Origin of the sequence: Pelosinus baikalensis (genome assembly GCF_020819555.1) — a bacterium.
In the GTDB taxonomy this organism is placed as follows: Bacteria; Bacillota; Negativicutes; order DSM-13327; family DSM-13327; genus Pelosinus; species Pelosinus baikalensis.
Map to the genome: position 1 here is coordinate 1 of NZ_JAJHJB010000009.1, position 25,842 is coordinate 25,842.

General features: G+C 35.1%; 27 protein-coding genes, 2 pseudogenes and 1 other annotated feature. Of the genes and pseudogenes, 2 read left to right on the forward strand and 27 right to left on the reverse strand.

All coding sequences use genetic code 11. The features are described 5' to 3' along the window. Positions 1 to 300: 300 nt before the first annotated feature. From LMF89_RS25735 to LMF89_RS08480, 14 genes and pseudogenes are all read right to left on the reverse strand, one after another. Positions 301 to 972 (reverse strand): DMT family transporter, encoded by a 672-nt coding sequence (locus tag LMF89_RS25735; protein ID WP_255711112.1) that lies wholly within the window; start codon positions 970 to 972, stop codon positions 301 to 303. A 5-nt stretch (positions 973 to 977) separates the two neighbouring features. Beyond that, entirely contained in the window at positions 978 to 1,199 is a 222-nt protein-coding gene (locus LMF89_RS25740) for an EamA family transporter (protein WP_255711113.1), read from the reverse strand. 272 nt (positions 1,200 to 1,471) lie between these two features. Next, positions 1,472 to 2,101 (reverse strand): transglutaminase-like domain-containing protein, encoded by a 630-nt coding sequence (locus LMF89_RS08430; RefSeq protein WP_229534652.1) that lies wholly within the window; start codon positions 2,099 to 2,101, stop codon positions 1,472 to 1,474. Positions 2,102 to 2,233: 132 nt separating this feature from the next. Then, a complete protein-coding gene (locus LMF89_RS08435) occupies positions 2,234 to 3,439 on the reverse strand; it encodes an aspartate aminotransferase family protein (RefSeq protein ID WP_229534653.1) in 1,206 nt (401 codons plus the stop codon). A 586-nt stretch (positions 3,440 to 4,025) separates the two neighbouring features. Then, positions 4,026 to 4,361, reverse strand: a complete 336-nt coding sequence (locus tag LMF89_RS08440; protein ID WP_229534654.1) for a carboxymuconolactone decarboxylase family protein — start codon at positions 4,359 to 4,361, stop codon at positions 4,026 to 4,028. Between the two features lie 49 nt (positions 4,362 to 4,410). Continuing rightward, positions 4,411 to 4,644, reverse strand: a pseudogene (locus LMF89_RS26185) (GNAT family N-acetyltransferase); the annotation flags it as partial. Positions 4,645 to 4,825: 181 nt separating this feature from the next. After that, on the reverse strand, positions 4,826 to 4,969 hold the full coding sequence (locus LMF89_RS08445; RefSeq protein ID WP_229534655.1) for a hypothetical protein: 144 nt from the start codon (positions 4,967 to 4,969) through the stop codon (positions 4,826 to 4,828). Between the two features lie 43 nt (positions 4,970 to 5,012). Next, on the reverse strand, positions 5,013 to 5,414 hold the full coding sequence (locus tag LMF89_RS08450; RefSeq protein ID WP_229534656.1) for a hypothetical protein: 402 nt from the start codon (positions 5,412 to 5,414) through the stop codon (positions 5,013 to 5,015). A gap of 910 nt (positions 5,415 to 6,324) precedes the next feature. Beyond that, a complete protein-coding gene (locus LMF89_RS08455; protein WP_229534657.1) occupies positions 6,325 to 6,906 on the reverse strand; it encodes a flavodoxin family protein in 582 nt (193 codons plus the stop codon). A gap of 453 nt (positions 6,907 to 7,359) precedes the next feature. Then, positions 7,360 to 7,758, reverse strand: coding sequence for a hypothetical protein (locus LMF89_RS08460; RefSeq protein ID WP_229534658.1), 399 nt, complete (start codon positions 7,756 to 7,758; stop codon positions 7,360 to 7,362). Positions 7,759 to 8,129: 371 nt separating this feature from the next. Further along, positions 8,130 to 8,918: a nitroreductase family protein gene (locus LMF89_RS08465; RefSeq protein WP_229534659.1), complete on the reverse strand. Its 789-nt coding sequence runs from the start codon at positions 8,916 to 8,918 to the stop codon at positions 8,130 to 8,132. A 60-nt stretch (positions 8,919 to 8,978) separates the two neighbouring features. Further along, complete coding sequence (locus LMF89_RS08470; protein WP_229534660.1) at positions 8,979 to 9,413, reverse strand: MarR family winged helix-turn-helix transcriptional regulator; 435 nt, start codon at positions 9,411 to 9,413, stop codon at positions 8,979 to 8,981. A gap of 134 nt (positions 9,414 to 9,547) precedes the next feature. Next, positions 9,548 to 9,934 carry a cupin domain-containing protein gene (locus tag LMF89_RS08475; RefSeq protein WP_229534661.1) on the reverse strand — a complete coding sequence of 129 codons (387 nt, stop codon included), beginning with the start codon at positions 9,932 to 9,934 and terminating at the stop codon, positions 9,548 to 9,550. Next, positions 9,921 to 10,343: a tautomerase family protein gene (locus LMF89_RS08480; protein WP_229534662.1), complete on the reverse strand. Its 423-nt coding sequence runs from the start codon at positions 10,341 to 10,343 to the stop codon at positions 9,921 to 9,923. The genes LMF89_RS08475 and LMF89_RS08480 overlap by 14 nt, the downstream gene beginning before the upstream one ends. Positions 10,344 to 10,457: 114 nt before the next feature. On the opposite strand from LMF89_RS08480, the gene LMF89_RS08485 reads away from it, so the two are divergent. Both LMF89_RS08485 and LMF89_RS26190 read left to right on the forward strand, forming a co-directional pair. Continuing rightward, positions 10,458 to 10,757: a LysR family transcriptional regulator gene (locus LMF89_RS08485; RefSeq protein ID WP_229534663.1), complete on the forward strand. Its 300-nt coding sequence runs from the start codon at positions 10,458 to 10,460 to the stop codon at positions 10,755 to 10,757. 991 nt (positions 10,758 to 11,748) lie between these two features. Then, on the forward strand, positions 11,749 to 11,955 hold the full coding sequence (locus tag LMF89_RS26190; RefSeq protein ID WP_369412568.1) for a DUF2992 family protein: 207 nt from the start codon (positions 11,749 to 11,751) through the stop codon (positions 11,953 to 11,955). A 176-nt stretch (positions 11,956 to 12,131) separates the two neighbouring features. On the opposite strand, the gene LMF89_RS08490 is transcribed toward LMF89_RS26190, so the two are convergent. The 13 genes and pseudogenes from LMF89_RS08490 to LMF89_RS08550 all read right to left on the reverse strand — a co-directional run bounded on the left by LMF89_RS08490 (position 12,132) and on the right by LMF89_RS08550 (position 25,324). After that, complete coding sequence (locus LMF89_RS08490) at positions 12,132 to 12,269, reverse strand: DUF255 domain-containing protein (RefSeq protein WP_369412569.1); 138 nt, start codon at positions 12,267 to 12,269, stop codon at positions 12,132 to 12,134. Positions 12,270 to 12,276: 7 nt separating this feature from the next. Continuing rightward, the gene (locus LMF89_RS08495) at positions 12,277 to 12,939 is read right to left on the reverse strand and encodes an NAD(P)H-dependent oxidoreductase (protein WP_229534664.1); all 663 of its coding nucleotides are present in this window, start codon (positions 12,937 to 12,939) and stop codon (positions 12,277 to 12,279) included. A 397-nt stretch (positions 12,940 to 13,336) separates the two neighbouring features. Next, positions 13,337 to 13,546 carry a hypothetical protein gene (locus LMF89_RS08500; RefSeq protein ID WP_229534665.1) on the reverse strand — a complete coding sequence of 70 codons (210 nt, stop codon included), beginning with the start codon at positions 13,544 to 13,546 and terminating at the stop codon, positions 13,337 to 13,339. A gap of 315 nt (positions 13,547 to 13,861) precedes the next feature. Then, positions 13,862 to 15,081, reverse strand: a pseudogene (tyrS, locus tag LMF89_RS26195) (tyrosine--tRNA ligase). A gap of 81 nt (positions 15,082 to 15,162) precedes the next feature. Continuing rightward, positions 15,163 to 15,421 (reverse strand) — a binding site (T-box leader). 617 nt (positions 15,422 to 16,038) lie between these two features. After that, positions 16,039 to 16,914 carry an alpha/beta hydrolase family protein gene (locus tag LMF89_RS08510; protein WP_229534666.1) on the reverse strand — a complete coding sequence of 292 codons (876 nt, stop codon included), beginning with the start codon at positions 16,912 to 16,914 and terminating at the stop codon, positions 16,039 to 16,041. Positions 16,915 to 17,135: 221 nt separating this feature from the next. Further along, positions 17,136 to 17,828, reverse strand: a complete 693-nt coding sequence (locus LMF89_RS08515; protein ID WP_229534667.1) for a B3/B4 domain-containing protein — start codon at positions 17,826 to 17,828, stop codon at positions 17,136 to 17,138. A gap of 304 nt (positions 17,829 to 18,132) precedes the next feature. Next, positions 18,133 to 18,630 (reverse strand): hypothetical protein, encoded by a 498-nt coding sequence (locus LMF89_RS08520; protein WP_229534668.1) that lies wholly within the window; start codon positions 18,628 to 18,630, stop codon positions 18,133 to 18,135. 112 nt (positions 18,631 to 18,742) lie between these two features. Then, positions 18,743 to 19,252, reverse strand: coding sequence for a helix-turn-helix transcriptional regulator (locus tag LMF89_RS08525; RefSeq protein WP_229534669.1), 510 nt, complete (start codon positions 19,250 to 19,252; stop codon positions 18,743 to 18,745). Positions 19,253 to 20,170: 918 nt separating this feature from the next. Further along, positions 20,171 to 20,590 (reverse strand): MarR family winged helix-turn-helix transcriptional regulator, encoded by a 420-nt coding sequence (locus LMF89_RS08530; protein WP_229534670.1) that lies wholly within the window; start codon positions 20,588 to 20,590, stop codon positions 20,171 to 20,173. Between the two features lie 10 nt (positions 20,591 to 20,600). Beyond that, complete coding sequence (locus LMF89_RS08535) at positions 20,601 to 22,868, reverse strand: ATP-binding cassette domain-containing protein (protein WP_229534671.1); 2,268 nt, start codon at positions 22,866 to 22,868, stop codon at positions 20,601 to 20,603. A gap of 338 nt (positions 22,869 to 23,206) precedes the next feature. Beyond that, complete coding sequence (locus LMF89_RS08540; protein ID WP_229534672.1) at positions 23,207 to 24,382, reverse strand: chromate transporter; 1,176 nt, start codon at positions 24,380 to 24,382, stop codon at positions 23,207 to 23,209. A gap of 30 nt (positions 24,383 to 24,412) precedes the next feature. Further along, a complete protein-coding gene (locus LMF89_RS08545; protein WP_229534673.1) occupies positions 24,413 to 24,835 on the reverse strand; it encodes an EamA family transporter in 423 nt (140 codons plus the stop codon). Positions 24,836 to 24,943: 108 nt separating this feature from the next. After that, positions 24,944 to 25,324, reverse strand: coding sequence for an MmcQ/YjbR family DNA-binding protein (locus LMF89_RS08550; protein WP_229534674.1), 381 nt, complete (start codon positions 25,322 to 25,324; stop codon positions 24,944 to 24,946). Between the last annotated feature and the right edge of the window lie 518 nt (positions 25,325 to 25,842).

Consider the following 25,842-nt stretch of genomic DNA (forward strand, 5'->3'; position numbering starts at 1 on the left):
ATAATTATATGATAAATTCCGCTTTTACTTTTCTTTCTTGCTGTTCTTGGCATTATTTTCACCCCCAGCTTTATCTTATTGCGTAGTTATATGGTTGTCAATAACCCCGTCCCCCTGACATCTTCACTAACAGTCAACCTTAGTCAGTGAATTGGCTAAGGCTGGCTTAAGTTTTTTCTATATCATTAAACACATTCAAGTAATCAAGAACCGAAAATCAAATAAACAAACGTGATTTCAGAATCACCTTAAACCTTAGAAGCATCTAAAACAGCTAATTAGTACAAAACTATTGACATATTAAGCCTCTTTAAAAACTTTTTTCTTTTCAAAAACGCGTAGTTCGCTAATTAAGATACCAGCTATAATTAACATGCAGCCAACCATTTGTTTTTGTGTTAATATCTCTCCTAACATAAAATATGCTCCAATCCAAGCAAAGACCGGTTCTAATAAAAATATAATAGCAGTACGAGTTGTTGTAACATAACGCTGCATAGTATTTTGTATAAGGAAGCCGAGTGCAGTTCCTGGAATTGAGGTAATGGCCATTGCAACATACATATCATGTTCAAAACTAGTAGGCATAACTTCAAATACTAATCCACAAATCACTCCGAGAGCAGCTACTATACCAATTTGAAAAGTAGCTAATGCTACCGGATCTATGTTTGATACATAGTAGCCTATTAAAACAATATGAAATGAAAGTGCAATAGCACATAATAAAGTATAAATATCTCCAAAATTAAGTCTTAATTCAGCATTTAGAGCCAGCAAGGCTAACCCTACCATAGAACTAATAATCCCAAGCATAGTAGTAATATTCGGACGTTTTTGCCCCCACCACTGCCCTACTATAGGTACTAAAACTACTGATAGTCCAGTAATGAAACCCGAGTTAGAGGCTGTAGTATATTGCAATCCTATTGTTTGAAAGGCATAGCTAGCAAACAGTACGGTACCTATCAATGATGCTATCTTAAGTCCTGAAGTTGAATTTTTGCTAAACGTTTATTGTAGATTATTCCCCAAAAAACAAAAGCTATTGAAAATCGTATACCAATGAACCAAAATGGCCCAACACTAGCTAGCGCATTCTTTGTCAAAACAAACGAAATGCCCCAAATCACGGTTACGGCCACTAATAACACATTGGCAAGTATAGAATAATCTGGCACGATATTCGTTTTTTTCAACACTCTTCCTCCTCAACTAGAAATATTAGCAGTAGTTTGATTTTCAATAATACAATCAAATATATTTTAAAACTCTTTTTTATTAGCTTCAAATTCTAGATTAATCATATCTATTAATGATTGTGTACCATATAGATGAAAAAAGCGCCAATTTTTTATAACCTAAAGACTATTATAATACTTTTGATTGCCCATTCATTAAAGAGTGGGCAACTTTACATAGAATGGAATCTGTTGATCTAATTTATCGGATACTGTAATACCTAACTTATCTATAGCTCTGAAGGCAAGTTTTGGATTAACTCACTAATAATCTTACTTTTTTTTAAACTTTCAACAGTTCTCTTATTGGGATTCGCATAAATTATCAATCCGTCAGTTTCGCCCAATTCCTCTCTAATAGGAAAGGCCAATTTTTCACCTTCAATGCAAAATTGAGCATTAACACAGGGGTTATTTCCACGTGCGTCTATTCTTATCCACTTTTTTATATCCTTAAGATATACTGCACATAAGGCATGTAAGACAAGCCGCCTTGGAGTTTCAGCGTCATTCAGGATAAGTTTTTGATAACAGAAACCAGCAGGAATCTCTAAGTATCTTAAAATTGCCACCAGCAAATGGGATTTTGCATAACATATCCCTTGCCTTTGTATTAGAACTTCTGATGCTTTAGAAGTAACGATTTGCCCACTAATATCGAATGAATGAGGTATTTCATCACGTACATATTCATATACCCTTTTAACTATTTCCACTTCATCAAGAATTCCTGCTGACAGACTGTCTCCAATATGCATTATAAATTCATTTTCATAGTCGAGTATATCAGAGTTCTTAAGATATTCACTAATATTATCCATTTCCAATATTAATTCAATCTCGTGTTTTGCAATATTCAAGGATATTCCTCCCCGCAATAATTCCTTTCAACCAATGGGTGAATTGTACAGTCATTAGAAGGATTGCTATATAGGTATTAGACATTTCTCATTGTGTCCATATGGTTTTCAGGATTTTCATATTCACGTATTTTATAAGACTCTCTTCAATACAGTAGAGATTATTTGCAACATATCATCTATTTCTGTTGCTGAGACAATTAATGGTGGCATTAAACGTATAGTAGAAGGTTGAGGCGAATTAATGATCAAACCTTCTTTAAAACACTCAAAAGCAATTTCGCTTCCTTTAGCTGTTGGTAAATCAAAGGCGATTAGCAATCCTTTTCCACGAATATCTTTTAGATTAAATTCGGTTTTCAGTTTATTTAACTTTTTAAGAATATAATTACCTTGTACTTGAGCATTCGTCGCAAGGTCTTTTGCAATTACTTCCTTCACAACTGCCATCCCCACAGCCATGGCAAGGGGTTGACCCGAATAGGTTCCTCCTTGGTCCCCAGCTTCAAATATATTAAACTTCTCCTTGGTTAACAAAGCTGATAGAGGAAACCCTCCTCCAATTCCTTTTGCTAGCGTCATTATATCAGGCTTAATTCCGTAATGTTCATAGGCAAATAGTGTTCCAGTCCTGCCAATCCCCGTTTGAACTTCATCAAATATGAGTAGAATACTCTGCTCCTCGCATATTTTGCGAACTGCTTTAATGTAATTTTCTTCGACTTCAAAAACTCCACCTTCACCCTGAATTGGTTCCAGCATAATTGCACATGTATTAGGGTTTATGGCTTTAGATAGTGCAGCAATATCATTTAAAGGAACATGTTTAAATCCTGAAACTTTTGGCTCAAACAGACTTTCCCACTTTTTTTTGCCAGTAGCTGACATAGTTGCAAGGGTGCGTCCATGGAAACTATTGATTGTTGTAATAATCTCATAAGCGCCATTACGATATAAAGAACCATATTTTCGTGCCAGCTTAATAGCACCTTCATTCGCCTCAGCGCCGCTACTGCCAAAGAAAACTCTATCAAAACAGGAAGACTCTGTAAGTAGTTTTGCAAATTGAATCATGGGTTTGTTGTAAAATGAGGGACTTGCATTTACTAATTCACGACTTTGTTGTTCTAGTGCCTTTGTAATAACAAGGGGACAGTGACCTAAACATGTGACCGCCCAACCTCCAATAAAATCTAAGTACTGTTTACCATTTGTGTCCCATAAGAACATCCCATCCCCTCGTTCCATTATGACATCAGGTCTGGCAGTAGTAAATAAAATAGATTGTTCCCCTTCATTGAGAAACTCTTTTGTACTTGTAATTAAATCATTATCCATAAAAATCCCTCCTGGTAAAAAATTCTATTGCATAATTATACAATATTTCAGGATATAAATACAACAATGTTCTAGTTTTTTTTACTAATCCCAAGGAAGCGACTTTTTATTGACGTTGGTTTGCTATTTTTGATATCTCACTTGAACTAATTCTTTACCTCTTGTAATTAACTTCGAGTTAGGAAATCGATATGGTACAAATAATGAACAATCTTAAACCTGAAATAAGTGAGTTCTTAATGATGAAAGTAAAAATATAACTGCTTTATATTTCCTTAAATTAGTACTAGTTAAAAGCTCTTATATCTTTTTACACGGAAGTAAACATTCTGTTCATTTGTCTGTCCTATATTTTTCAAAGGTTTCGTCACTGATAGGCAAGAAGAATACAGGTACATCCACCTTTAATACGTCTGCGATAGCGAGAAGAAAGTCCAAATCCTTGACTGACCAAATACCAGTTGCTAAGTCTTTGTCCGCTACTGCGGTGTTGCCGGACAATTTTAGTCCATTGATTTAATCGGTTTAGTATGTACAAAAAAAGTATCAGTAATATCCTGATACTTTGGTTATTTTCTCTATTTATTTATGCCATTAATTCTTGTAATTTATCAAAAGCAAATCTAGCGTTCGGATAAGTAATAGAACCTCCAGCAATTACACCAATTTTGATAGCTTCAACAATTTCGCTGAAATTTGCTTTTGCATTTAAACAACCTTCCAAATGGTATAAAATACATTCATTACATCTAGTTGCAAGTGAGATGGCCAAACCCATAAGTTCTTTATGCTTCTTACTAATTGCTCCATCTGCATACACTTTATCATCCAGCTTACCAAATTCAGCAAAGAAAGAATCTGCTTCAACCATCACTTTATTATATTGCAGTCGATATTCTTTCATTTCTTCTACCGTCAACATAATCCCCCCCCAAAAAACCAATAATTCATTTATTATATTACTTAATTATTCAACATACGTAACTATATCCCTTTTTTAATGGCTTTATGGGGAAACCCAGAATTTTTTGTACAATTTGCCCATCTGTATATATAAAATCTTTCTTCAATATACCTCCACAATTTATAATAGTTTTTCTCGAAGCCTCATTGTCTTTATAGCAAACAAGCATGACTTTTTCTAAGCCCAGCTGTTTGCAATACTTCAACGCTAACTTGAGAATCTCTGTAGCATATCCTTTCTTTCTTTCAGAAGGTCACACACCATAACCTATATTTCCGCCATAGAGGTTCAGATACTCATTTAGTGTATGTCTGATATCAAGCATACCTACAATCTTACTATCGCGTTTGCGAAGAGCAAAAAACGTGGTTGAAACTACCCAATCGGGATTTACTGTCTGTTTGAATTATTTTTTACTCGCTCTAACCAATCATCATATGAATCTGTGTTGTCAAAAAGAGAGCTTCCATGCAGCTCATACTCTTGATTATCGAAATGTCTCTTTTATATTCAAGTGCTGCAAATTCAAGTTCTTTACTAGGCAGCAATAATTCAAGTTCATTCATAAAATCACCTTCTCATTGGATAGTTCCTAAATGGCATATCTGCCTATAAGTTCCCCATAACCATGCCAATCTTCATGCCATCAAAGAAGCCCTTGTTATAGTGCATATAGGTAGCCGATACGATTAACTCAGTAACGGCTTCACTTACTTTTTCCGACTGCCCTTCTAATAGTTGATCTACTTGCTCCATAAGCCTTGTGTATTCACTTAAGTCACCATCTTGCAACTTCTTTTCGATTTTCTCTTGGCGCATAAAAATGAATTCCTGCCAATCCCGTAACGCATCGCCTTTATCCATCCATTGCCCAGTGATCATACTTCTAATGGGTACATTGATCTCCATGCTCCCCTTTTGATTTTGAGGCAGAAGTTCTTCCCGTTGATCTGTCAAACTCCTTTGACAGCGCCGGCTTTTCCTCTTTCTCTGCACTTTTATTGCTACCATTTATATCCCCCCATATTCCTACTGCATGGGGCTTCCTCTATTCCTCTAGTTACATATAGGAATAGGGGAAGCCAGCACACAGCGAGTGTAATGGGAGAAATTAAAAAGCCCATGCGAGGTTTTTTAAACCTACACATGCGCTTTGCTTCGTCTTGATTGCATGCAGACGCTCAGCTTCTGCCAGAACTACAATCCTACTATCCCGAACATACCATCCCTTGTTTTCAGGGAAAGTTCACGGTATAATAAATTGTCGTCGTAGACAGGTAACTGTTACGTGTAGGTGCTTGTACCACCTGCTCGTGCCTGAGAGTGTTACAGCACTCTTAGGACACGGCGACTTTTTAATTTCCACCTATTTCTAATTATATTACTTTTCTTTGGGATTGCAAGCAAAAAGTACTGTGAAAAATCAGCTCTTACAGTAAGACTTATGCCTGCTACACCATGGAAGGGACACAGGGACAGGTTCCTTGTCCCAATTAAAAACGATCGTTCTAAATTGTCTTATTTTATCGGTATGTCAACTAAAAGAGAAGCTGCCCATAAATTTACTAACTAAGTTATTATGGGTAGCTTCTCTTTATAAATGCTAAATCCTTCTATATCTTCACATTATAAGTATTATTTTACCAGCAAGTTTCTTTTCTAGGTTTCTTGTCAATCTGCAGTTGCTTTTATCCCAATAAGAATTATAGTTTAGGACTCTTAATTCTTCCATCTCTCGGGGTAAACAACTGTCCCTTTTCCCATACATAAGTTACCTGCCTTAACACCTCTTAACTTTCCTTCATGACATGCCACGGTGTGTGCAAATAGATAATATAGATAATGATGTAAATAACCTTAACTAATGGTTATTTACATCATTATCTAACTTCGAAGCAAAATTCACTGGAATGCGCTAATTTTATAATCTTCCATGAATTTTTTTTAACAACCACCCCATATTTTCTCCAATATTTTTCATATTGGCCATTCCTTCTTGGTCTTGCTCCACTTCACCAATCGAATTGCCATAAACCATGTTCCAGTAAGTTGAGCCTACAAGAAACATTTCTTTACTATGCAAAAAATGATTTAAGGTATCAAAAGCGCTAATCGCGCCACCACGACGAGCAGTAATGACTGCAGCTCCAACCTTATATTTCAATAGCCCTTTATTAGCAGCTAGCACCATACTAGCCCGATCAATTAATGCCTTTATCTGTGAAGTTACTCCTGCAGAGTATACTGGAGAGCCAAGAATAATCCCATCTGCTGCGACCATTTTTCCCAAACAAACATTAAAAAAGTCATCCGTAAAAATACATTGCTTATTCTTTTGTTTCATACAAGCTCCACAAGCGGTACAGCCTCTTATATTTTGACCGGACAATGAAATCATTTCCGTATCAATTCCTTGCCGGTTCAGTTCATTAAACATGGTTTGAATTAATATTGCCGTATTGCCACCTTTACGAGGACTTCCGTTAATGCCAATCACTTTCATAACTTATTATCTCCCATTGTTTATCATTCTATCATTAAATCCATCATAAATCGCATTAAAACCTAACAAACTTATATTCTAATTAATCACTTACAGTTTTTGTTAACGTTTTGCATACTCATTCCAATAGACCAACATTGAGTAATAGGTTCTCCGAGCTTTCTAATTCTATATTCTTTATTACTTTTTTATTCCCTGATTAGAATAATGCCCTTTCCCTAAACTTATAGAAAGCGTAGTATAGTTAATTATTCCTACATTTGCAATCGTAATATATTTTGGTTTCCCATCTACTTCAGTGCCAATTATTACAATCGGATAAAAATATTCGTGTCATATACCAATAAGGAATTTATAATTTGTAGTAAGTATAAGGAAAAAGATATTGCTGCCTTTTTTAGTTGATGAACAATATGAAGCTAGCGAAGTAACTGTTCTTCACAATATTGTTCATTATCCCACTATAAACTTGACCGCATCTTCATAACATTTAACTTTCTTCACCGTAAAATACTTCATGAATTCTTTCGTCCACATGTCCATCTCTTCTTCTATTTCATTTACTTCATTCATGATAAATACAACATTTTTACAATCTGTATTTGACATAGCTGGAAGCAATACAGAAAATCCCCATTCTATATCTTCTTTTTCATCTTCAAATCCATTTTTTGCATCTACAACAAAATTACTATTCGGGTGTTTCTTAAGCAATTCCAAAGCAAATGTTGTTGGATCTCTATAGTCATCATAGCAGCAGAATTTTTTCCATGTAAGAAATACTATATTGTCTTCTGCCATATATTTTACATTACTAAATTCTGAATCATATTCATTCTTCTCTATATTCATGTATTTTCCCCTTTCTGTCTTGGATTAAGTTAATAACTTTTCATCACTAGCAATAAACATAGATAAGCTCATTGCCCTCCAATTAGAAAACTGCCTTAACTTTTTTACGATTCCGATGTAACTTTTAAATAAATTATACCACTATATTCCATATAATTACTACTTTTTGTAATAATTTTCAGTGCTGCTATTATTACTGCTCAGAAGAAGATATAGTGTAATATTCATCAATAGCAGTATTAAAATACTTTGTTTAACTGAGAGTAAATCCCTTGATATCGCAATGCTCTTTGTCACATATCGTTTAGAAGTAAACTTCCCAAATCATGTCGTAGCTGATTCCATCATAGTCATGAGTTACTATATTTAATTTAATCTGGTAAAAATCCAGTCTTGATTAGCATTTTTTCTACTTGATTATATTGATTATTAGCATTTATCTGGTAATCATTTTTCTCATCAACCTTGAAACATCCGCACCATTTTTCATAAAAACATTCCAGATAATGATTGTATCCTTTTTCTCTCCAATCATCAATTAATGATAGAAAGTGTTTATCTTGACTATCATATTCTAAAACTATATTTTCCACTCCTTGATCATTCAATCTCTCGTATTTATTAAAGTGTATTATCCCTGGTCCACTTAATCGTCCTTTCTTTGTTAATTTTGATTTTTTCTCATCTGAATAACCAAGTATTAATGCAATCAGGGGAAAACAATATTTTTCAGGCAAATTTAATAAATTATACATTCTATTAATATTTCCTCTGTGCACGCAATTACTAAAAAAAGAATCAATTCCAAGGGATCTCGCAGTGATAGCAGCAGTTTGTGCTGCAAGAATTGTATCAGTACTACCAGTGATAAAATCTACAATAGGTATCCCATGTTTATATTGAAATCCTAAATATTCAGCCATATCAATTACTCTATTAAAATCAACACAGAATACAAGCATTATGCCGCCAACATATCCGATTTCTTTCATGACCTCTTTGTCATCTACAACTATAATTGAATATGTTTGTCTGGCTGATGCTGTAGCTGCATTTACGCATGATTTTAATATAACTGATAAATATTCCTTTGGTATATTTCTATCAGAAAAATGTCTAACGGTTTTAAGATTTTCTATTATTCTTATAGTCTCATTCATTTTTAACATCTCCCTACTTTAATCTTTAGTTAGTTCGTCACCGAACTATTAGTATAAAAATTAAAGGGTAAAATTATGTATTACCCGATCTAATAATAAAAGTAATATTTCAATTTCTGCTTCAGTAAAATCTTTAAAGAACTCTTTAATTACATTTTGTGAAATCTCTTTAAAGTCTTTTTTTACGCTTAACCCCTTTTCAGTTAATACTATATATGAGTATCTCTTATCTTCTAAGTTTGATTCTTTAGTAACATATCCAGCTTTTAATAATCTATCCACTAACTGAGTAACTGTAGACTTAGAACGGTCAATTCCTTCACTTATTTCTTTCATAGTTAATTTTCCATTGTTCTCATAGAGTATATCTAAAATATTACCATGTGATACTACAAGCCCCTCAATACCACGTTTTCTTAGTTCACACTCAATGTAATCGGAAACTTCATTTCTAATTTTTGAGATTTTAGATATGGCTAAATATTTATTCATCATAAAGAATACTCTCACTTTTGTAATTTAATTGTTAATACAATTATAGTTCGTCACCGAACTAATATCAAGATTCTTTTTTTTATTTTTTAAAAAACCTTCAGAACAAAGGCAAACAGGGGAATAGTGGTTTTATTTTATTCGTTAACAAAGTATCTATCCTCGTTAGAGTGAGCGATCGAACTACAACCAATAACTTGTAAAGATTGCTGCGCAATATTTTGCAATTTGTGTACTTCATTTGGCTGAACTGAAAAACAATCTCCTTCATGAACATTTCTTTCCTCTTGCCAAATTAACTTTCCCTCAATAATATTTCCAATACTTATTTTGCCTTGTCCAGTCAAAATCTGGTAAGTTTCAATTCCCTGCTTATGATAATGTGCTGGTATTGATTGAGAATGATTAAGTTCAATAGCAAAAACAGTTAAATCTTTATTACCTGTCATAGCACGAAGTTTTATGCCAATACCTGAATCTGGCATTGCATTATTTAATAAGTCGTAAATGTTATTTATTATCATAAAGAAGATCCCCTTTTAATAGATGTTTAGGTTCTTGTATTTCACCAAAACCAAAAGACCAATTTTCTTTTCCAGAGTTCTCAATTAAGATAATTATAATATCACTCATAAGAATTTCCGTGGTTAATGATATATTTTTAGCGATTTGTGCATATAGTCTTCTTTTTTGTTCAAACGTCCTACCTTCTCCTGCGAAAATTTGGACAAAAATAATGTTTTCGGTATGAGTAATACCTAGGTAACTTTTAGGAAAAAATATTTGCGTTTTATCTAATTCTTCAACAATATGAAAATAATCATCTTCAGGAATATTAAATTCCTTTATTAAGGATTTGTGTACAGCTTCAGAAGTTGCTTTTTTAGTCCCCTGAGATAAGTGCTTGGGTAGGCTAATTCTGACGAAAGGCATAATCCCTTCCTCCTCTTTAATATGATATTTTTATTTTACAGCAAGAATTTTAATTTGTATAATTGAATATATTAATATTCTTTATCAATTTTACAGATATAGTTGGAGGGTTCTATGGATTTAAAAGAATTAATTACTTTTCGTACAATTATCCAAGAAGGTACATTTTCCAAAAGTGCTATGAAATTAAATTATGCTCAGTCTACTATAACCAATCAGATTCAACGTTTAGAAAGAGAATTAGGTATTTTACTTTTTAAAAGAGGATGGGATGCAGAATTAACTCCTGCTGGAAAAATATTTGCAGAGGAAGTAGATAAGCTAATTGCGCACTGGAATTTTGTATCCGATCAAGCAAAATCATTACAAAAAGAAGAAATAGGTCAATTAAATATTGGAATTATGTGCAGCTAACCTTAAATTTTATTATCTCCAATATAGTGACGTGGAAATGATAGCCACGCCAGTTTGTTAATGGAAATTTAATATTATTAACTATGTCAGCAGAACCGTCCCCTTCGACATTTAGAACCGTCCCCTTCGACATTTATTTTATCATATTTGTAGATTTATGTAATTCAATTTGGTTACTTTTCACACATTCTGCCGTCCCTTTCGACATTAAAACATTGAAAAATCGATAGTCATTAAGCTCATCAGTCACTGTGAAGACCGCAAATGGTCCCCGCAAAATTTAATAATTCAACCTCATTAAACAAAAATATATCTACACAATTGCTTATCTATTATTCCCCCAAATTCAAGCCTAATTATGCAGTTACATAGATATATCGACTATTTCGTATTCATACAATTGCATTGCTATTATGTAATATCTACCATAAATGTAGAACTCCTGCCAATTCCATACAGACTTTGACAGGAGCTTTTTGCAGTTGCTTTACCAAGACTATTGTTAATGAAAAATGTTACTTTTATGGACATGGCACCATTGTCACTTAAAACACTGTTTACAAGTTTTAAAAGTCCAGTAAAACCAAGCCCTGTAGGGCTCTATTGTCTGTTCCATGACATGCCATTTAGCATTCCATTACATGCCACTGAGAAAGCAAGCTCTTCGCGTACACTGAGCCCTTAATTTATCTACCTTTGCGCTGTTTCAATTCACTTCTATAACATATCACTAAAAAAGCAACTCTTAACCCTACCAAAATCTAGTCCATATTTTATCTGGCTTTACACCTCTTTACTTCCCTTTCATGACATTCCACGCTGTATAATCGAATCTCAAAGTAGCGTTAGTCAATAACTTGACCAATGTCAATTTAAACGTAAATCAGAATCACCTAGAACCCCTAGAAGCACTTGAAACAGTATGGTTAAATCATCACAAGTAAAGCCTAGTTCAAGGTAGTAGTACGCTGATGACATTCACGTCCGTAAAATCAATCCTAAACGCCTCCAACGTCTAGTACAAAAAGAAATTGAAAATGCTGGAATTAGCACGAAAGCCCAACAAGCTCTTAAACAAGATCAAGAAGCTCGTAAATTGCAACGTAAGTCATTATCTAAATTTAAAAAAGATGAAATCGCTGAAGCTAAGTTCCAGTTACGCCAAAAAAAGAAGAAAGAAAAGCAAAAAGGGCATTAGCCAAAGAAGCCAGAAATACTTCTCAGTTCGAGAATATTTCTGGCTTTCTTCATTTTTCGCCGTACCAATGATACTGTTCTCCCTAATTAATCTTAAATAAAAAACGTTACTTTTACGGACGTGCCACCAATGGCATGTAAATTAAAGTAACATCCTATCATTTATTTTAAGCACAGCTAAGAATAGCCTACGGACAAAAATACAGGCCGATTCTCACGCTGTTCTTTCTGAAACGCTTCTGCTCTCCATGGATACCAGTCTACTAGATTATTGGCATGTTGAAGTAAGTATGGGGATTTCTCATAGGTTATTATATCTTAGTTAAATAGACTTCACAATTTTATCCATATTCTGTCTGGTCTTGGATCTAGGATCTTCTTTCCGATAGCCAAAAGCTACCATACAAGCCACACCAAATTGATTTCTATCTAATGCCCCCTCCTGTTCTAGGAGGATTTCTACTTTTTCTTTATCGAACCCTTCCATGGGACAAGAGTCGATCTTAATCAAAGCTGCTGCTGTCATCATATTACCCAGAGCTATATAGGTTTGCTTGCAAGCCCAATCAAATAATGCCCGTTCACTGTCCAATAGTCTAAAGTCGTTTTCTTGAAATTTTTGATAATATTCTTGTTTTATTTTTACTACATCCGCAGGAAGCTCCTGAACCTCCTTCATAAAAGTTGATATATATTGTGAGTTAAAAATCATATCCTTTGGGGTGCGAGAAAGAATAATCACAAAATGGCTTGCTGTTGGAAGTTGCCCCTGCGCTCCCCAGCACAGCATTTTTAGTTTTTCCTTCAGTTCACTACTTTTGACAACCAAGAAATTCCAAGGCTCAAACCCAAAGGAACTTGGGGATAACCTTCCCGTCTCCAAAATAAAGTTAAAATCTTCCTCAGATATCTTTTTACTAGGATCAAACTCCTTACATGCATGTCGATAATTATAGGCCTCTAAAATCTGCTTTTTTAAATCCACGTTATAACAACTACCTTTCCTCGTTATTTTTTGATATGCTCTTATTATACATAGCCATTTATCTCGGCCCCATGTCAACGACAGTTAAATTTCGATCAAACACCGCTTCATAGAATGTCTTGCCTCTTTCCATGTCTACTACAGGAATCTCGAACCAAATGACCGGATTAATTTGGTTATCCATATTTTTTCCACACTCCTACTCAATTGCTTTTTTTCAGCAAGTTTCACTAGCCAGAAGCGATGTTCTTCTTTCTGCTGACACACCTAGTATAACCAACATTCCAGTGACTACACGATACTGCAAACAGATAGCATAAATAACCTTAGACGACAAATTGACTAAGGTTATTATCTACCTTCGAAGCAAAATTTATGGAAACATGTAACTAAATTATTAATTCCATCTGCGGCGATCATTTTTCCCCAAACAAAACGGCCCCACACTAGCTCCAACAAATGTGATGACCGCTGAACTAATGATTTGTCCAATAATCCCAGCCGCAAGAAATTCGGTTGTTATCCAAGTTGTTGCAACCATTCTCTTCTCACTAGAAAAAAATTCAAAAATATAAGCAATGCGGCTGGAGACTAGGTTTCCTTTCATGGTTGATGATCATAAAGCATCATACAAATACCAAACTGCTTTAAGTTGTTAAAAACTAAGCAGGAAAAATCCTTTTACCCTAGTATAAATATCACTAATAAGTTACTGCTGTAAGGAGGAAATTATAATGCCACAAATGATAATATACGACTTACATGAGAAGTCCGAAGCAAACCATAGTAAAATAACTCACGAGATTGAAATACTTCCTAAAGCTTGTAAATTAGCAGACTCATGTTGTATAGTCTCATCATCAGACACTTGCGAAACTCTGATTAGATGAACACATTATCTATATGTGTTTTTTAAAAGGCATTATTTTATAAATTTTACAAAACGCTTTTTCCCGATTTTCATGACATCATCGCAAATAATGACTCTATCTATATTATCTGGTGCTAACTTTGCACTGTTCATATAAACGCCCCCCTGATTTACCAATCGAATAAATTCGCTTTTGCTTTTTACAAAATGCATTTCCATTAACTGCGGAATAATATCCGTAATAGTTTCTTTTCCGATTTTAATTAAAAGTTCTGGAATATCATCGGGAATGGCTTTTTTTCTGAATGCTATGTCATAATATGCAACTGCTTTTTCTACATCCTCTAGCGTATGATAGAGCGACGTTATGATTTTAGCTAAACGATATTTAATATCTCTAGGGTTTGCATTACCATCCAATTCTGCTCTGATCTTGTCAATTTCATTGGGATGCTCGTCTGTAGCAAGCTCAAAATATTTGATTATAAGATCATCAGGAACCTCCATTACTTTTTTGAACATCACCTCGGCATGTTCACTGACACCGATATAGTTGCCGAGACTTTTGCTCATCTTTTCTACACCATCCAAACCTTCGAGGATAGGCATAAAGATGGCAATTTGCTGCTCCTGTTCCAGTGTTTTTTGAAGAGTTCTGCCCATCAGGATGTTAAATGTTTGGTCGGTTCCACCCAACTCAATATCCGCTTTAATTGCAATAGAATCATATGCTTGCATCAGTGGATAAAAAAATTCATGAGCTCCAATTGGAATTTGATTTTGATATCTATTTTGAAAATCATCTCGTTCCAAAATCCTGGCAATGTGGTGGTAGCAGCAAGTTTGATAACATCTTCAAAAGTAAGTTTAGAAAGCCATTCGCTATTAAACCGCACTTCGGTTTTTCTTATATCAAGTACCTTAAAGATCTGCTGGCAATAGGTTTTGGCGTTTTCTTTCACTTGTTCATCGGTCAGGGCAATTCTGCCCTTAGATTTTCCTGTGGGGTCACCGATTTTTCCAGTGAAATCACCAATTATAATCACCGCACGATGACCTAAATCCTGCATTTGTTTGATTTTACGCAGTACAACTGCATGACCAAGATGAATGTCTGGTGCTGAAGGGTCAAGCCCCAGTTTGATGGTCAACGGTTTATTCTGGTCGAAGGATTTTTTGAGCTTTGCAAACAACTCTTTCTCGTTTACAAGGTTGTGTACCCCTTTGCAGATAATTCGCAGCTGCTCCTTTGGTGTTAACATATTTAACATCTCCCTGAAATATTTTTTTCAATATTTGCAAGGTCTATAAGAAGGCAAAAGCAGACAATAAAAAACTCGTCCTCTTGTTTTCAAAAGGACGAGTTTATATCTCGTGTTACCACCTTAGTTTCATAAGCAACTCACATTGCTCACCTTTTCAAGTACATCACCATAAAATGAGATACTCTAGTACGATAACGGGTACGGGTTCCCGTCGCAGCCTACTGAATAAATTCGTTCGGTGCGAAGCTCCAAGATGTATTCACAATCACTATCCATGCACCTCTCATCACCCGGTAACTTTCTGTTTGGCATCCTGATTGCTACTAATTCTTATCACAGCTTTTATTTCTTATACTCCAAAATGCGGAATACCGCAAATCTTCGTTATGCAGATATTAAATTAATAAAATCATACCCTATAGATTATAACAAGTCAATAGGTTCTAAATCTAGTTTCTATATAAATCAATCGGTGCAAATGGTTTAGTTAATCACCCTATGCACACGGAAGATATTATTGCAGTCACTGATGAAGAAATATTGATATTATCCAGCTTGGCCTTTCCTAAGTTCTGCCACTCATATCCCAATATTGCGAACAAAATAATGCAAAACAAGAGAAATGTACTGACAACAACGCTAGATATAAATACCCATTAAAAAAATTAATTACCTATCACTTACCTTTAGCCAATGACAAATAAAATTGCCGCTACGCTTGATACGAATAATTGTACAAGTTGTAGCGGCAATTTATTTGATCCATGGTGCCAAATGTCAGCCCAATGAAATGTTAACATCTAAACTTTTTAGAGTAAAAAATCATTCTTGAATAATCGCCATAGTTACCATAATATGAGCGACATTTAAACTTGCAATTTTCAACATAGTTTAGTGGCAGAAATACAAAGGGACAAGGACAGGTTCACTGTCCCATCAAATTTTTATGCAACTAACTCCGCACTAACTGTTGCTTGATGACAGCAATTTTTCGCATAACCACTCGGTTGTCACTGTCAGCATTTCCGGTGTAACGTCATGTCCCAGATTAGGATAACTAACCATGTTTATCGTCTGCGGCGATTTTTTCGCTATAATATTATAGAATTTTTTTACTTCAGCTATGCTGACGTGCTTATCCTGCTCCCCATTTTGTATCATCAGATTTCTGCCATAAAATTTTTCCGGATAATAATTAGGGCTGTATTTCTGTGATAACTGTGTAAGATGATTCATAACTTCTTCATTTTGATCAATGGAAGTGGAATGCGGTACTTCCTGGGGAATATCTTGCCAAACAGGACTGCCGATCATGGGAGCTGCCGCCTTAATCCTGGGATCGATCATCATAGCCCTAAATGTCGTAAATCCCCCCATCGAAATTCCAGTCATCCCAATCTGATCCTTATCAATCAGGAAATTAGTTTCATAATAATCGATTAACGTGCTCACATCATCCGCACTTTCCTTGATTATCTTTCTGATTTCATAAATGTTTATTTTTGATTTGCTAATGACAATACTTGAAAATGTAGGTCCCTTTCTCTCTCCGTGACATCGATTATCCATAGCAACAATAAAGAATCCTTTATCCGCCAATCCTCTGACAAATTTCATGTCGTTAAAATAGTCGTTTTTACTGCCCGAAAATCCGTGGGAAAGTATTAACAGCGGCATTTTTTCTTGACCTTTTTTGCAATATTCAATAACCGGAATATCTTGTACGATTTTCGTATTCTTTACGTATTCATCGATATGTAGAGCCTCATCTGCTCCCACTGCACTTATTCCCGCAAACCAAAATATCCCATATAATCCAACCAGTAAACTTTTCTTCACCTTGAATAGCACCTCCAAAATAACTTTATAGTTATTATGATAAACTATAAAGTTATAGTCGAGTCAATCCTTTCCAGGATTCTTTATAATGGACCCAAATGTCAAGGGGACATGTACATTGACACTGAAGTAATCAAATGGCAAACTCTGTATATGAGGGTGGGAGCGGTATGCCAAGAGTGCTCGAATAACAATATCTAAATTTTGTTGTTTTCGAATATTTACAACACTAAACATAATGAATCGGCGGTAATTCCTATTATTTTAGTTTCAATGTTCTTTCCGTTTGCATATCTTTCTAAAAGTTCTTTAGCATATTGTAAGTATTCTTTTACATCAGTTCTACCGCTAAAAGAAAAAATGCACATTACTATTTCATTTACATCAGTTGTTATCATAGCTCTTTCTGAATCACTTGTAGGGCTTCCAAAACTGCCCATTGAATCCGTTAAAACCGGGAGATTTTCTATATTTATAAGTTCTTTGCCAATGCCTTTGTATTCTTGTCCCTCCTTACCTATCACTAAAGAAATAGGAGAATAAAGGTTTGCAATATTATATGAACCAATAGGAAACTTGGATTTTAACGATATTAAATTATTAATCTCTACAATATTGTTTATTTTATAAACTCCTTTTCCTTGCAATACTCTTCTTATTAATGCTTCCGAAGACAGCCTATATTTGCTAGGCACTTTACCTAGTTTTTTATATACTTCTCTTCCGTCTTTTATCCTAAGCAAGGACGCTAAATCTTCTATACGTATTTCACTTTTCAGGCCATCGCAACAACTGTTAATTTCTTGCCACAAATCATTACTACTGCTTTCTACCTTTACACGTGCTTGTATACATCCTAGTGCCATTCCAGGGCAAACTTTCTGAATTTCTTCGCCAATTATAATTTCTATCATAATATAAACACACCTCTAATAATCTATGATTCATTACAGCAATCGAGTTGGATTCGTGCGGGAGCAAGGCATATTGACCAAACATTTTCCACATACATCTCCCAACCCAAGTTCATTGTACATTTTTGCATTTTCCAAGCATTTAGTATAACATCTGTGCCGATCGAATGCTTCTATTGTAAGTGCCTCATTTACACAACTGTTGACACATTTCTTACATCCACCGCCATGTTTATATAAACAATTTTCTTTTTCTAAAGGTTTGCTAGGCTCAATGGGCACATTCATGACAATACTGCCCAATCTACCGCAACAGCCTTTTTTCGGTAATTAACATGTTATTTATACCAAAACTTCCCAGTCCTGCAATATAAGCAATGTGCCGATGAGACCAATCACTAATAAGCGTTTGGGTGTTAAAATTATGTGTCGCTGGAATAACAGTACCATTATACCCCATGGTGCATAGTTGATTCCGCAAGTAAGTGTTTAGATCGAAAATAAGCTTATTTGTCTCAATATAAGCGATAACCCATTCCTTGGAAGCCTCAGTACCTGCACTATTACTTTTTATTATATCTTCTGCAAAGGGAATAAAGTAAGAAATAACAGTACGAGCATCATTTAAAAAATCTTTGGGCATTGCGTGACTAGGACTGACCTTATCGCACAAACTCAGAAATCTTTCATCAGCGGCATCAGCAAAACCAATGAGCGGTTCTTGCCATCGACTTAAGGTATTAAGCATCTGCGGATAGGCACTTACATAGTCTTTAATCCATTTGCATATCAATTCTTGCATTACAATTCTCCTCTTTTAAACATGTACAGTATAAAAGCAACTTCTTTATGCTTTTCTATATACTATTATAGTGTTTTTATTAGATAAGTCTTTTCCTAAATCCAGTTAATTTTTAGCTTATTTTTGGCTTTTTCCTAAACTCTACAGGCGTTATTTTTTCTAAATCCTTAAATACTCTAGTAAATGATGAATTATGATTATATCCTACCATTTGAGCAATTTGCAAAATTGTAAAATTTGTATTTAAAAGGAGCTCTTTTGCTTTTTTCACTCTTAGATTTTGTATATATTCAATAGGTGACACCTTCATATTATTTTTAAACCATTCACTATAATAACTAATATTATAATGCTCAATATCCGCCAATTTTTTTAAATTTATATCTTCTGTATAATGTTCATTTATATAGTTTATAGAACGAGGTATATATTCATCAGCAATAAGATGATAGGCATAGAAAAACAAGTTATTGATAGAGCTAGAACTTGTTTGGTTGTCAGCTTCTTCTAGTAGTAAATATCTGATAGCTTTCCACCTATCATCAAACGAAAATTCCCTTCCACCTACCATTTTTCCCATATCATGCTTACTAAGCATATTATCAGCTATATCTAAAACCAAAAATTCATTACTTTTATCAGCATTAAAAGTATGGTAACAATCTGAACGGAAGAAAGAATAAACGTTCATCTTCTAGTATAAGTTTTTTACAAGTAGTTTCTATATATAGACTTCCATGAAGTGGTAAAATTAATTGGGCATATGCATGAGCATGTGTATTAAGTTTATAATCATATATCCTGCGTTCACACGTAATACTATTCAAAATGATTCACCTTTTTTCATATTATTCTACAACGCTAACATAGCTTTGAAGTTAATTATACTATTATGTTCTATAAACTACTATTCATTAGTGGGAAGTAAATTATAGAATATATATTCATTTATATCTTTGTGTATTGAGAGGGAAAGCATTGGCAACTTTGCAACAAGAAAAAGATTACTTTGTAATAAAAATGCATTTTTTATTGGATTCACATGGTTTTCTAGGCAAATAGAAAAACCCGTGAAACCTTATTATATAATGATTCACGGGCTGTATGTCGGTTTGAAGAGGTGGCACCAATAGCATGTGCATAATTGTAAGCTATACCCAATAGATAAGAAGACAGGCTTAGAGGCATATTAAATTTTTTATTCATTTTGTGACTTTTTAAATTCTACGCCTTCTTTAAATACCTGGCCTACTATCTGTCCCAAATTAAAGTAAGTTGGCCCCATCATAGTTATAGGGTTGACTTTTTGTCACACATATAGCGAGTTAAGCATCGTTCTTATCTTTGAACACAACTCCCCTGTTGAACAGCACCCTGTCAAGTACGCGGTGCTGTTTTTTATCTTTGTCGGTGCGTTTTGCCGCAGGATGGCTAAGAGTTCTAGGGAGTATCAAGAATTGTTTCAATTCCCTGCTTATATTGACTGTGGATGTCGTGATTATGGTTCAAGAAGACAATTAAAGCCCTTCAATTCATACAACTAGTCCTCTACATACGAATCGGTAATTTTTTTGCATAACTGTATAAAACAATCTAGCTCTTTTTCTGTCAACGTATGCTCAATTAAATTCATGATTTTATTTCTGAACTTCTCTGATCTTACAAGAAAATCTTTACCATCGGGAGTAATGAGGATGTCATAAGCTCTCCGGTCAGTCTCCTGCTGTTTTTGAATGATGTAGTTTTTCTCTAAAAGCCTTTTTATTAATTTAGACATTCCAGCTTGAGAAATCCCACGAATCTCTGCTAACTTCTTAGTGGTTTTAGAGCCTTGCTTATCTAAAATGTCTAATACATTATACTGTGCTGTTGTCACTCCCTGAATATTAAAGCGATTAATATTACTGATAATCATACATTGAAAAGGGATATAGTAATCTTCTAATTCCTTTTTTGCCAAAATATTCTCCTTACTTAATATATGTTTTTAAACATTGTCCTGTAATGGAGTAATTACAATTTATTAAATCCTTTGGTGACCCTTCAAAAATTACGTTACCGCCATTTTGTCCTGCAAAAGGTCCTAAATCAATAACCCAATCTGCTTGGCTGATAACATTTAAATTATGTTCTATCACAATTACTGTACTGCCTTTTTCAACAAGGTGGTCTAAAATCTTAAGAAGCTTTGATATGTCTGACATATGAAGTCCAGTTGTCGGCTCGTCCAGTACATAGATATTCCCTTTGCTTTCCAGTTCAACAGCAAGCTTCACTCTTTGTAATTCACCGCCAGATAAAGTATTTAATGGTTGTCCGAGTGTAATATAATTTATTCCTACATCTGCCAGCCTTTTTAAGGTTGCTGCTATTTCTTTTTCATAGAAAAAGTCTAAGCCTTCTTCAACTGTCATGTTTAAAACTTCGCTTATGCTTTTACCACGTAATTTGTAACTTAATACTTCATCTATAAATCTATTGCCTTGGCAAACCTCACATATATTTACCACCGTATCCATGAATGCCAAATCTGTATATATTACTCCCAACCCCTTACAGTTTGGGCATGCTCCTTGTGAATTAAAGCTGAATAAAGCAGGCTTTACACCATTTTCTTTTGAAAATAGTTCTCTTATTATATCAAATATTTCTGTAAAAGTAGCGATATTAGAACGCTTTGAGGTTTTGATTGGCTTCTGATCGATAAAAATTGTATCAGGGTAAAATTGGGGTAACACCTGATTGATTAATGTACTTTTTCCTGAGCCCGCAACCCCAGTTACTACCGTCATAACACCTTTAGGAATATTCACATCAATATTTTTAAGGTTATGCAAATGCGCATTTTTTAGTGATAACCATTCAACTGCGTTTCTTATTTTCTTTTTCAAATTTGTTTGATTGCATAAATATTTTCCTGTAAGTGTGTCTATTTGCGCCAAGCCATTTAAAGCACCTTGATATATAATTTTGCCACCATTTGTACCAGCTCTAGGCCCCATATCAATAATATAGTCTGCAATTTTAATAATGTCCGGATCATGCTCGACTATCAATACGGTATTCCCTTTATCACATAAGAGTTTTAATAGAGCATTAATTTTATTTACATCGTGAGGATGTAACCCAATGCTTGGTTCATCAAAAATATAAGTAATATCTGTTAAACTGCTTCCTAACTGTCGAACCATTTTTATTCGTTGTGATTCGCCGCCTGAAAGAGTTGAGGTTTCGCGATTTAAACTCAAATAGCCTAAGCCAATCGAAACTAGATGTTCTAGCCGATTAGCTATAGCCGTGACCATGGTTACTGCTTTTGGGATATTAATTGTACGAATGAAATCTACCAAATCAGTAATTTGCATTTCAACGCAATCCGCTATATTTTTATTGTTTATTTTGCACTGAAATACGGTTTGATTTAATCGAGCACCGCCGCACATAGGACACTTTTCTTTACCAACAATCCTAGCTATTTCTTTTTTATATTTGGTCGATTCTCCCTCCTCTTTTTTCAAAAAGCTTCTTGTAATTCTCGGTATAAGGCCTTCATAAAGTGAAGTCTTCGGCCATTCCGGATCAGAGGTAGTTACTTTAATATCTGATTTGTATAAAAGCAACTCTAATTCTTCCTCAGTAAAGTCTTGTATTTTCTTATCATTGTCAAAAAATCCTGAATGGATATATCTTTTTAATCTCCATCCGCCTGGCTCAAAGGTTGGAAATAAAATTGCTCCCTCATTGAGAGACTTATTTCCATCCAGCAACCGTTCAATACTTATCGTATCAATTTTACCTAATCCTTCACATTTCGGGCACATTCCTGAAATGTTATTAAATGAGAAAACATCAGAATATCCAACAAAGGGGTTCCCTATACGCGAAAACAATAATCTTAGCAACGAATATATATCTGTAATCGTTCCAACGGTTGACCTTGCATTTCCTCCAATTCGTTTTTGATCGATGATAATTGCAACAGATAAGTTTTCAATAGCGTCCACATTAGGCTGTCCATAGTGCGGCAAGCGATGACGAATAAAACTTGAATACGTTTCATTTAGCTGTCGTTGTGATTCTGCTGCTATTGTATCGAATACTAACGATGATTTTCCTGAGCCTGAAACACCGGTAAAGACAGTTATTTTTTTCTTTGGGATTTTCACATCAATATTTTTAAGATTTTTTTCTCTAGCTCCAATTACATGTATATATTCTTCATCATTTTTCTTATCCATAAAATCACCTTTCAAAGCTGCTATCTTAAAATAGATTACATTACCGCGTAAATGCATAACCGGGTTAAGTATATTTTACTACTTTTCTTTTTTGATTGCAAATTTATAGCACTCGCAATTTACAATAATTACAATAAATTAAAATGGCAACTATATCTTATTATCCACTTATAAAACTGAGTATCTATATATCATAACGTGGGTCATTTTCCAAAAAAGTCTTTAAAAACAGTAGCAGCCTACTACCCCATTAAGGTAGTAGGCTGCATTTTTTTATCTCGTTCGCGAATTGTTATGTTTTAATGACATGGCGTTTTTAACCCGAGGAAGCTATGAGTCTATAAGGTTAGCAGGCACGCTACAATTACCACACACCAGGGCGGCACACGCCAGAATTGAAGCAGTCCAAAACATATAATTGCAATTGTAAAGTCTGCTGTGCTACGGATTGCTGATGTCCATACCGGGTCATATAGGGCTGCAAGCAATATACCAACTACTGCCGCATTGATTGCCCACAATGCAGATTGTAGACAAGACTTTGTTCTTAGGGTATCCCAAAAAGGTATTACACCGATAACGAGCAGGAAAGAAGGCAAAAATATCGCAATGGTTGTGATTATGGCACCAGGCCACCCGCCCATGACTGCCCCAAGATATGAAGCGAAAGTGAATAACGGACCAGGCACCGCTTGCGTTAATCCATAACCTGTTAAAAATTGGCTCCGTTCTACCCATCCAACAGGAACAACCTCTTTTTCAAGCATTGGCAAAACAACATGCCCCCCACCGAATACCAGGGAGCCAATTCTATAGAAGCTATCGAATACACCTACCCATTCGTTAGTCGTTATTTGACGCAGTAACGGTAACCCAATAAGCAGCCCTATAAATAAGAAAAGCGCAATAGCACCGGTACGTTTCCTAAGGGGAAAGACCATATTGGGGTGTTGACTAGTTACTCTATGTCTCCCGAAAACCGTACCTGCCAAACCCGCTACCATGATGGTCAATATTTGCATATATGCGTTAGGCCATAGCAAAGTAATCGCTGCTCCCAAGAGAGCAATAGTAGCTCGCTCTTTATCAGGCGTTAATTTAGTACTCATACTCCATACAGCTTGGGCAACAACAGCGACCGCAACAATTTTTAGACCATGTATCCAGACCAATCTAGCTGGGTCGATCTCTCGTAAACCATAGAACGCAAACACCAGGATGAGGACGGACGGTACGGTAAAACCGAGCCAAGCTAAAAATCCGCCTAATATACCGCCCTGGTAAGTTCCAATAGCTATACCTACCTGGCTACTGGCAGGACCAGGCAAGAACTGGCATAAGGCGACTAAATCACTATATATTTCTTCCGTAATCCATTTTCTGTTCTTGACGTACTCAGTATGGAAATATCCAAGGTGTGCGATTGGTCCCCCGAAAGAGGTAAGACCCAAATAAAGTGAAACTAAGAAGATCTCTTGTAGCCGCCAGATATAGTTTTGTTTATTCTTTGGCATAATGTACCTCATATTTTTCTTTAAACATGTCTAATACTTTAAAAGAACTATTCCTGAGGTGATTAGAAAAGCCGCAACAACTTTATAAAATGTCACCTTTTCTCCCAAAAAAACGATACCTAAAAGCAGGGCAACTAGCGGAAACGCTGCAACAATCGGTGATACACGACCAACTTCACCGAATTTTAGTGCATAATAATAAGCCAGTTGCCCTAATAAAGCGGCGCAAATGCCTTCAAGCACAATGTATGTAGTATCTTTTGCTGTTACTTCGGCGATATTACCCCACTGCCCAGACACAGTCATCGTTATAAGAAGAATGACGCTAATAACCAGACTACGAATAGTGAGTGCGACTAACGGTTGCATTTCACCTAGCCCCAATTTCCCAAAGATCGGAGCAATACCCCAAAATACCATCGCTAGACCAGCCATTAGATAGGCATTGAACATTTTATCTCAACTCCCTGTCTCATTTATATTCAAACACTAGATGACTCTAAAAACCATTAGCTCCCGGACCAGTATTCTCAGCATCGTATTTTTCACCGTTAATGAAATTCACCAGTCTTCCTGATCTCCCATCCTCTTTCTCCGGGGAAGTGATTTATATACCAGCTCATAAGAATGATCAATTAAGCCTCTTATTTCTTTTTCTGGAATACTACCGTCGAGCAGTAACGTATTCCAGTGCCGTTTATTCAAATGGTATCCGGGTGTTATGCTTGGGCATTGTTGTCTTAATAGCTCAGAATAGTCAGGATCACATTTCAGCGAAAGAATATCCTGACCGTGCCTACGTGATAGTAGTGCAAATATCTTGGATGCTACTTTAATAACAATCACATCGGCGCCGAAAGGATAATCCTCAATTGATCCGGGTTTAGTTAGACAGTATAAATATAGGTCTCTTGAATTCAATTTAAGTCTCTCTTCTTCCATATATTCCTCACATCCAAAAAATTTCGTACATTACTTTACAAATATATTCTTTCATATCCACTTTTCTCCTGTTCTTAAATACAATAAAAATCCTGCATATCAAAAAGAGAGTCATGATTCGAACCGCAGTTCTTCCCACAACCTACTTAAAGCGGCCCACTGTTCAGCCGTGACATTGTACTGACTAATATTACGATTTAGTTCATTTTTCCAGCAACAACATTTATCCAAAAGCCGAGTGAATCATCTAATTTAAAATGCATATTTTCCTCCATATTATTGTCATGACAACAGTTATCATGACAATAATATATCTTAGACAAAACCACTGTCGAGATAATTGCTAAAAATTAAATAATAATATCATACTCCATACGCTTTGCAGTCATTCTCGCAACATTTTCACCCAATAGTCGCTTAATGATGTGAAATGACATATTTATTCCAGCAGAAATTCCGCCAGAAGTAAAATACAAACTCCTGCAAAGCTGAACTTTGCAGGAGTTTTCACTATTATA

What these genes read in the sequence shown, in the direction of transcription:
- LMF89_RS08485 (WP_229534663.1), top strand. Translation starts at nt 10,458, where the DNA reads ATGGATTTAAAAGAATTAATTACTTTTCGTACAATTATCCAAGAAGGT.
- LMF89_RS08435 (WP_229534653.1), bottom strand. Translation starts at nt 3,439, where the DNA reads ATGGATAATGATTTAATTACAAGTACAAAAGAGTTTCTCAATGAAGGG.
- LMF89_RS08545 (WP_229534673.1), bottom strand. Translation starts at nt 24,835, where the DNA reads ATGTTCAATGCCTATCTAATGGCTGGTCTAGCGATGGTATTTTGGGGT.
- LMF89_RS08460 (WP_229534658.1), bottom strand. Translation starts at nt 7,758, where the DNA reads ATGAATATAGAGAAGAATGAATATGATTCAGAATTTAGTAATGTAAAA.
- LMF89_RS08475 (WP_229534661.1), bottom strand. Translation starts at nt 9,934, where the DNA reads ATGATAATAAATAACATTTACGACTTATTAAATAATGCAATGCCAGAT.
- LMF89_RS08520 (WP_229534668.1), bottom strand. Translation starts at nt 18,630, where the DNA reads ATGCAAGAATTGATATGCAAATGGATTAAAGACTATGTAAGTGCCTAT.
- LMF89_RS08515 (WP_229534667.1), bottom strand. Translation starts at nt 17,828, where the DNA reads ATGATAGAAATTATAATTGGCGAAGAAATTCAGAAAGTTTGCCCTGGA.
- LMF89_RS08535 (WP_229534671.1), bottom strand. Translation starts at nt 22,868, where the DNA reads ATGGATAAGAAAAATGATGAAGAATATATACATGTAATTGGAGCTAGA.
- LMF89_RS08470 (WP_229534660.1), bottom strand. Translation starts at nt 9,413, where the DNA reads ATGATGAATAAATATTTAGCCATATCTAAAATCTCAAAAATTAGAAAT.
- LMF89_RS08450 (WP_229534656.1), bottom strand. Translation starts at nt 5,414, where the DNA reads ATGGTAGCAATAAAAGTGCAGAGAAAGAGGAAAAGCCGGCGCTGTCAA.
- LMF89_RS08455 (WP_229534657.1), bottom strand. Translation starts at nt 6,906, where the DNA reads ATGAAAGTGATTGGCATTAACGGAAGTCCTCGTAAAGGTGGCAATACG.
- LMF89_RS08500 (WP_229534665.1), bottom strand. Translation starts at nt 13,546, where the DNA reads ATGAAAGGAAACCTAGTCTCCAGCCGCATTGCTTATATTTTTGAATTT.
- LMF89_RS08550 (WP_229534674.1), bottom strand. Translation starts at nt 25,324, where the DNA reads ATGGAAGAAGAGAGACTTAAATTGAATTCAAGAGACCTATATTTATAC.
- LMF89_RS08440 (WP_229534654.1), bottom strand. Translation starts at nt 4,361, where the DNA reads ATGTTGACGGTAGAAGAAATGAAAGAATATCGACTGCAATATAATAAA.
- LMF89_RS08465 (WP_229534659.1), bottom strand. Translation starts at nt 8,918, where the DNA reads ATGAATGAGACTATAAGAATAATAGAAAATCTTAAAACCGTTAGACAT.
- LMF89_RS08480 (WP_229534662.1), bottom strand. Translation starts at nt 10,343, where the DNA reads ATGCCTTTCGTCAGAATTAGCCTACCCAAGCACTTATCTCAGGGGACT.
- LMF89_RS08540 (WP_229534672.1), bottom strand. Translation starts at nt 24,382, where the DNA reads ATGCCAAAGAATAAACAAAACTATATCTGGCGGCTACAAGAGATCTTC.
- LMF89_RS08445 (WP_229534655.1), bottom strand. Translation starts at nt 4,969, where the DNA reads ATGAATGAACTTGAATTATTGCTGCCTAGTAAAGAACTTGAATTTGCA.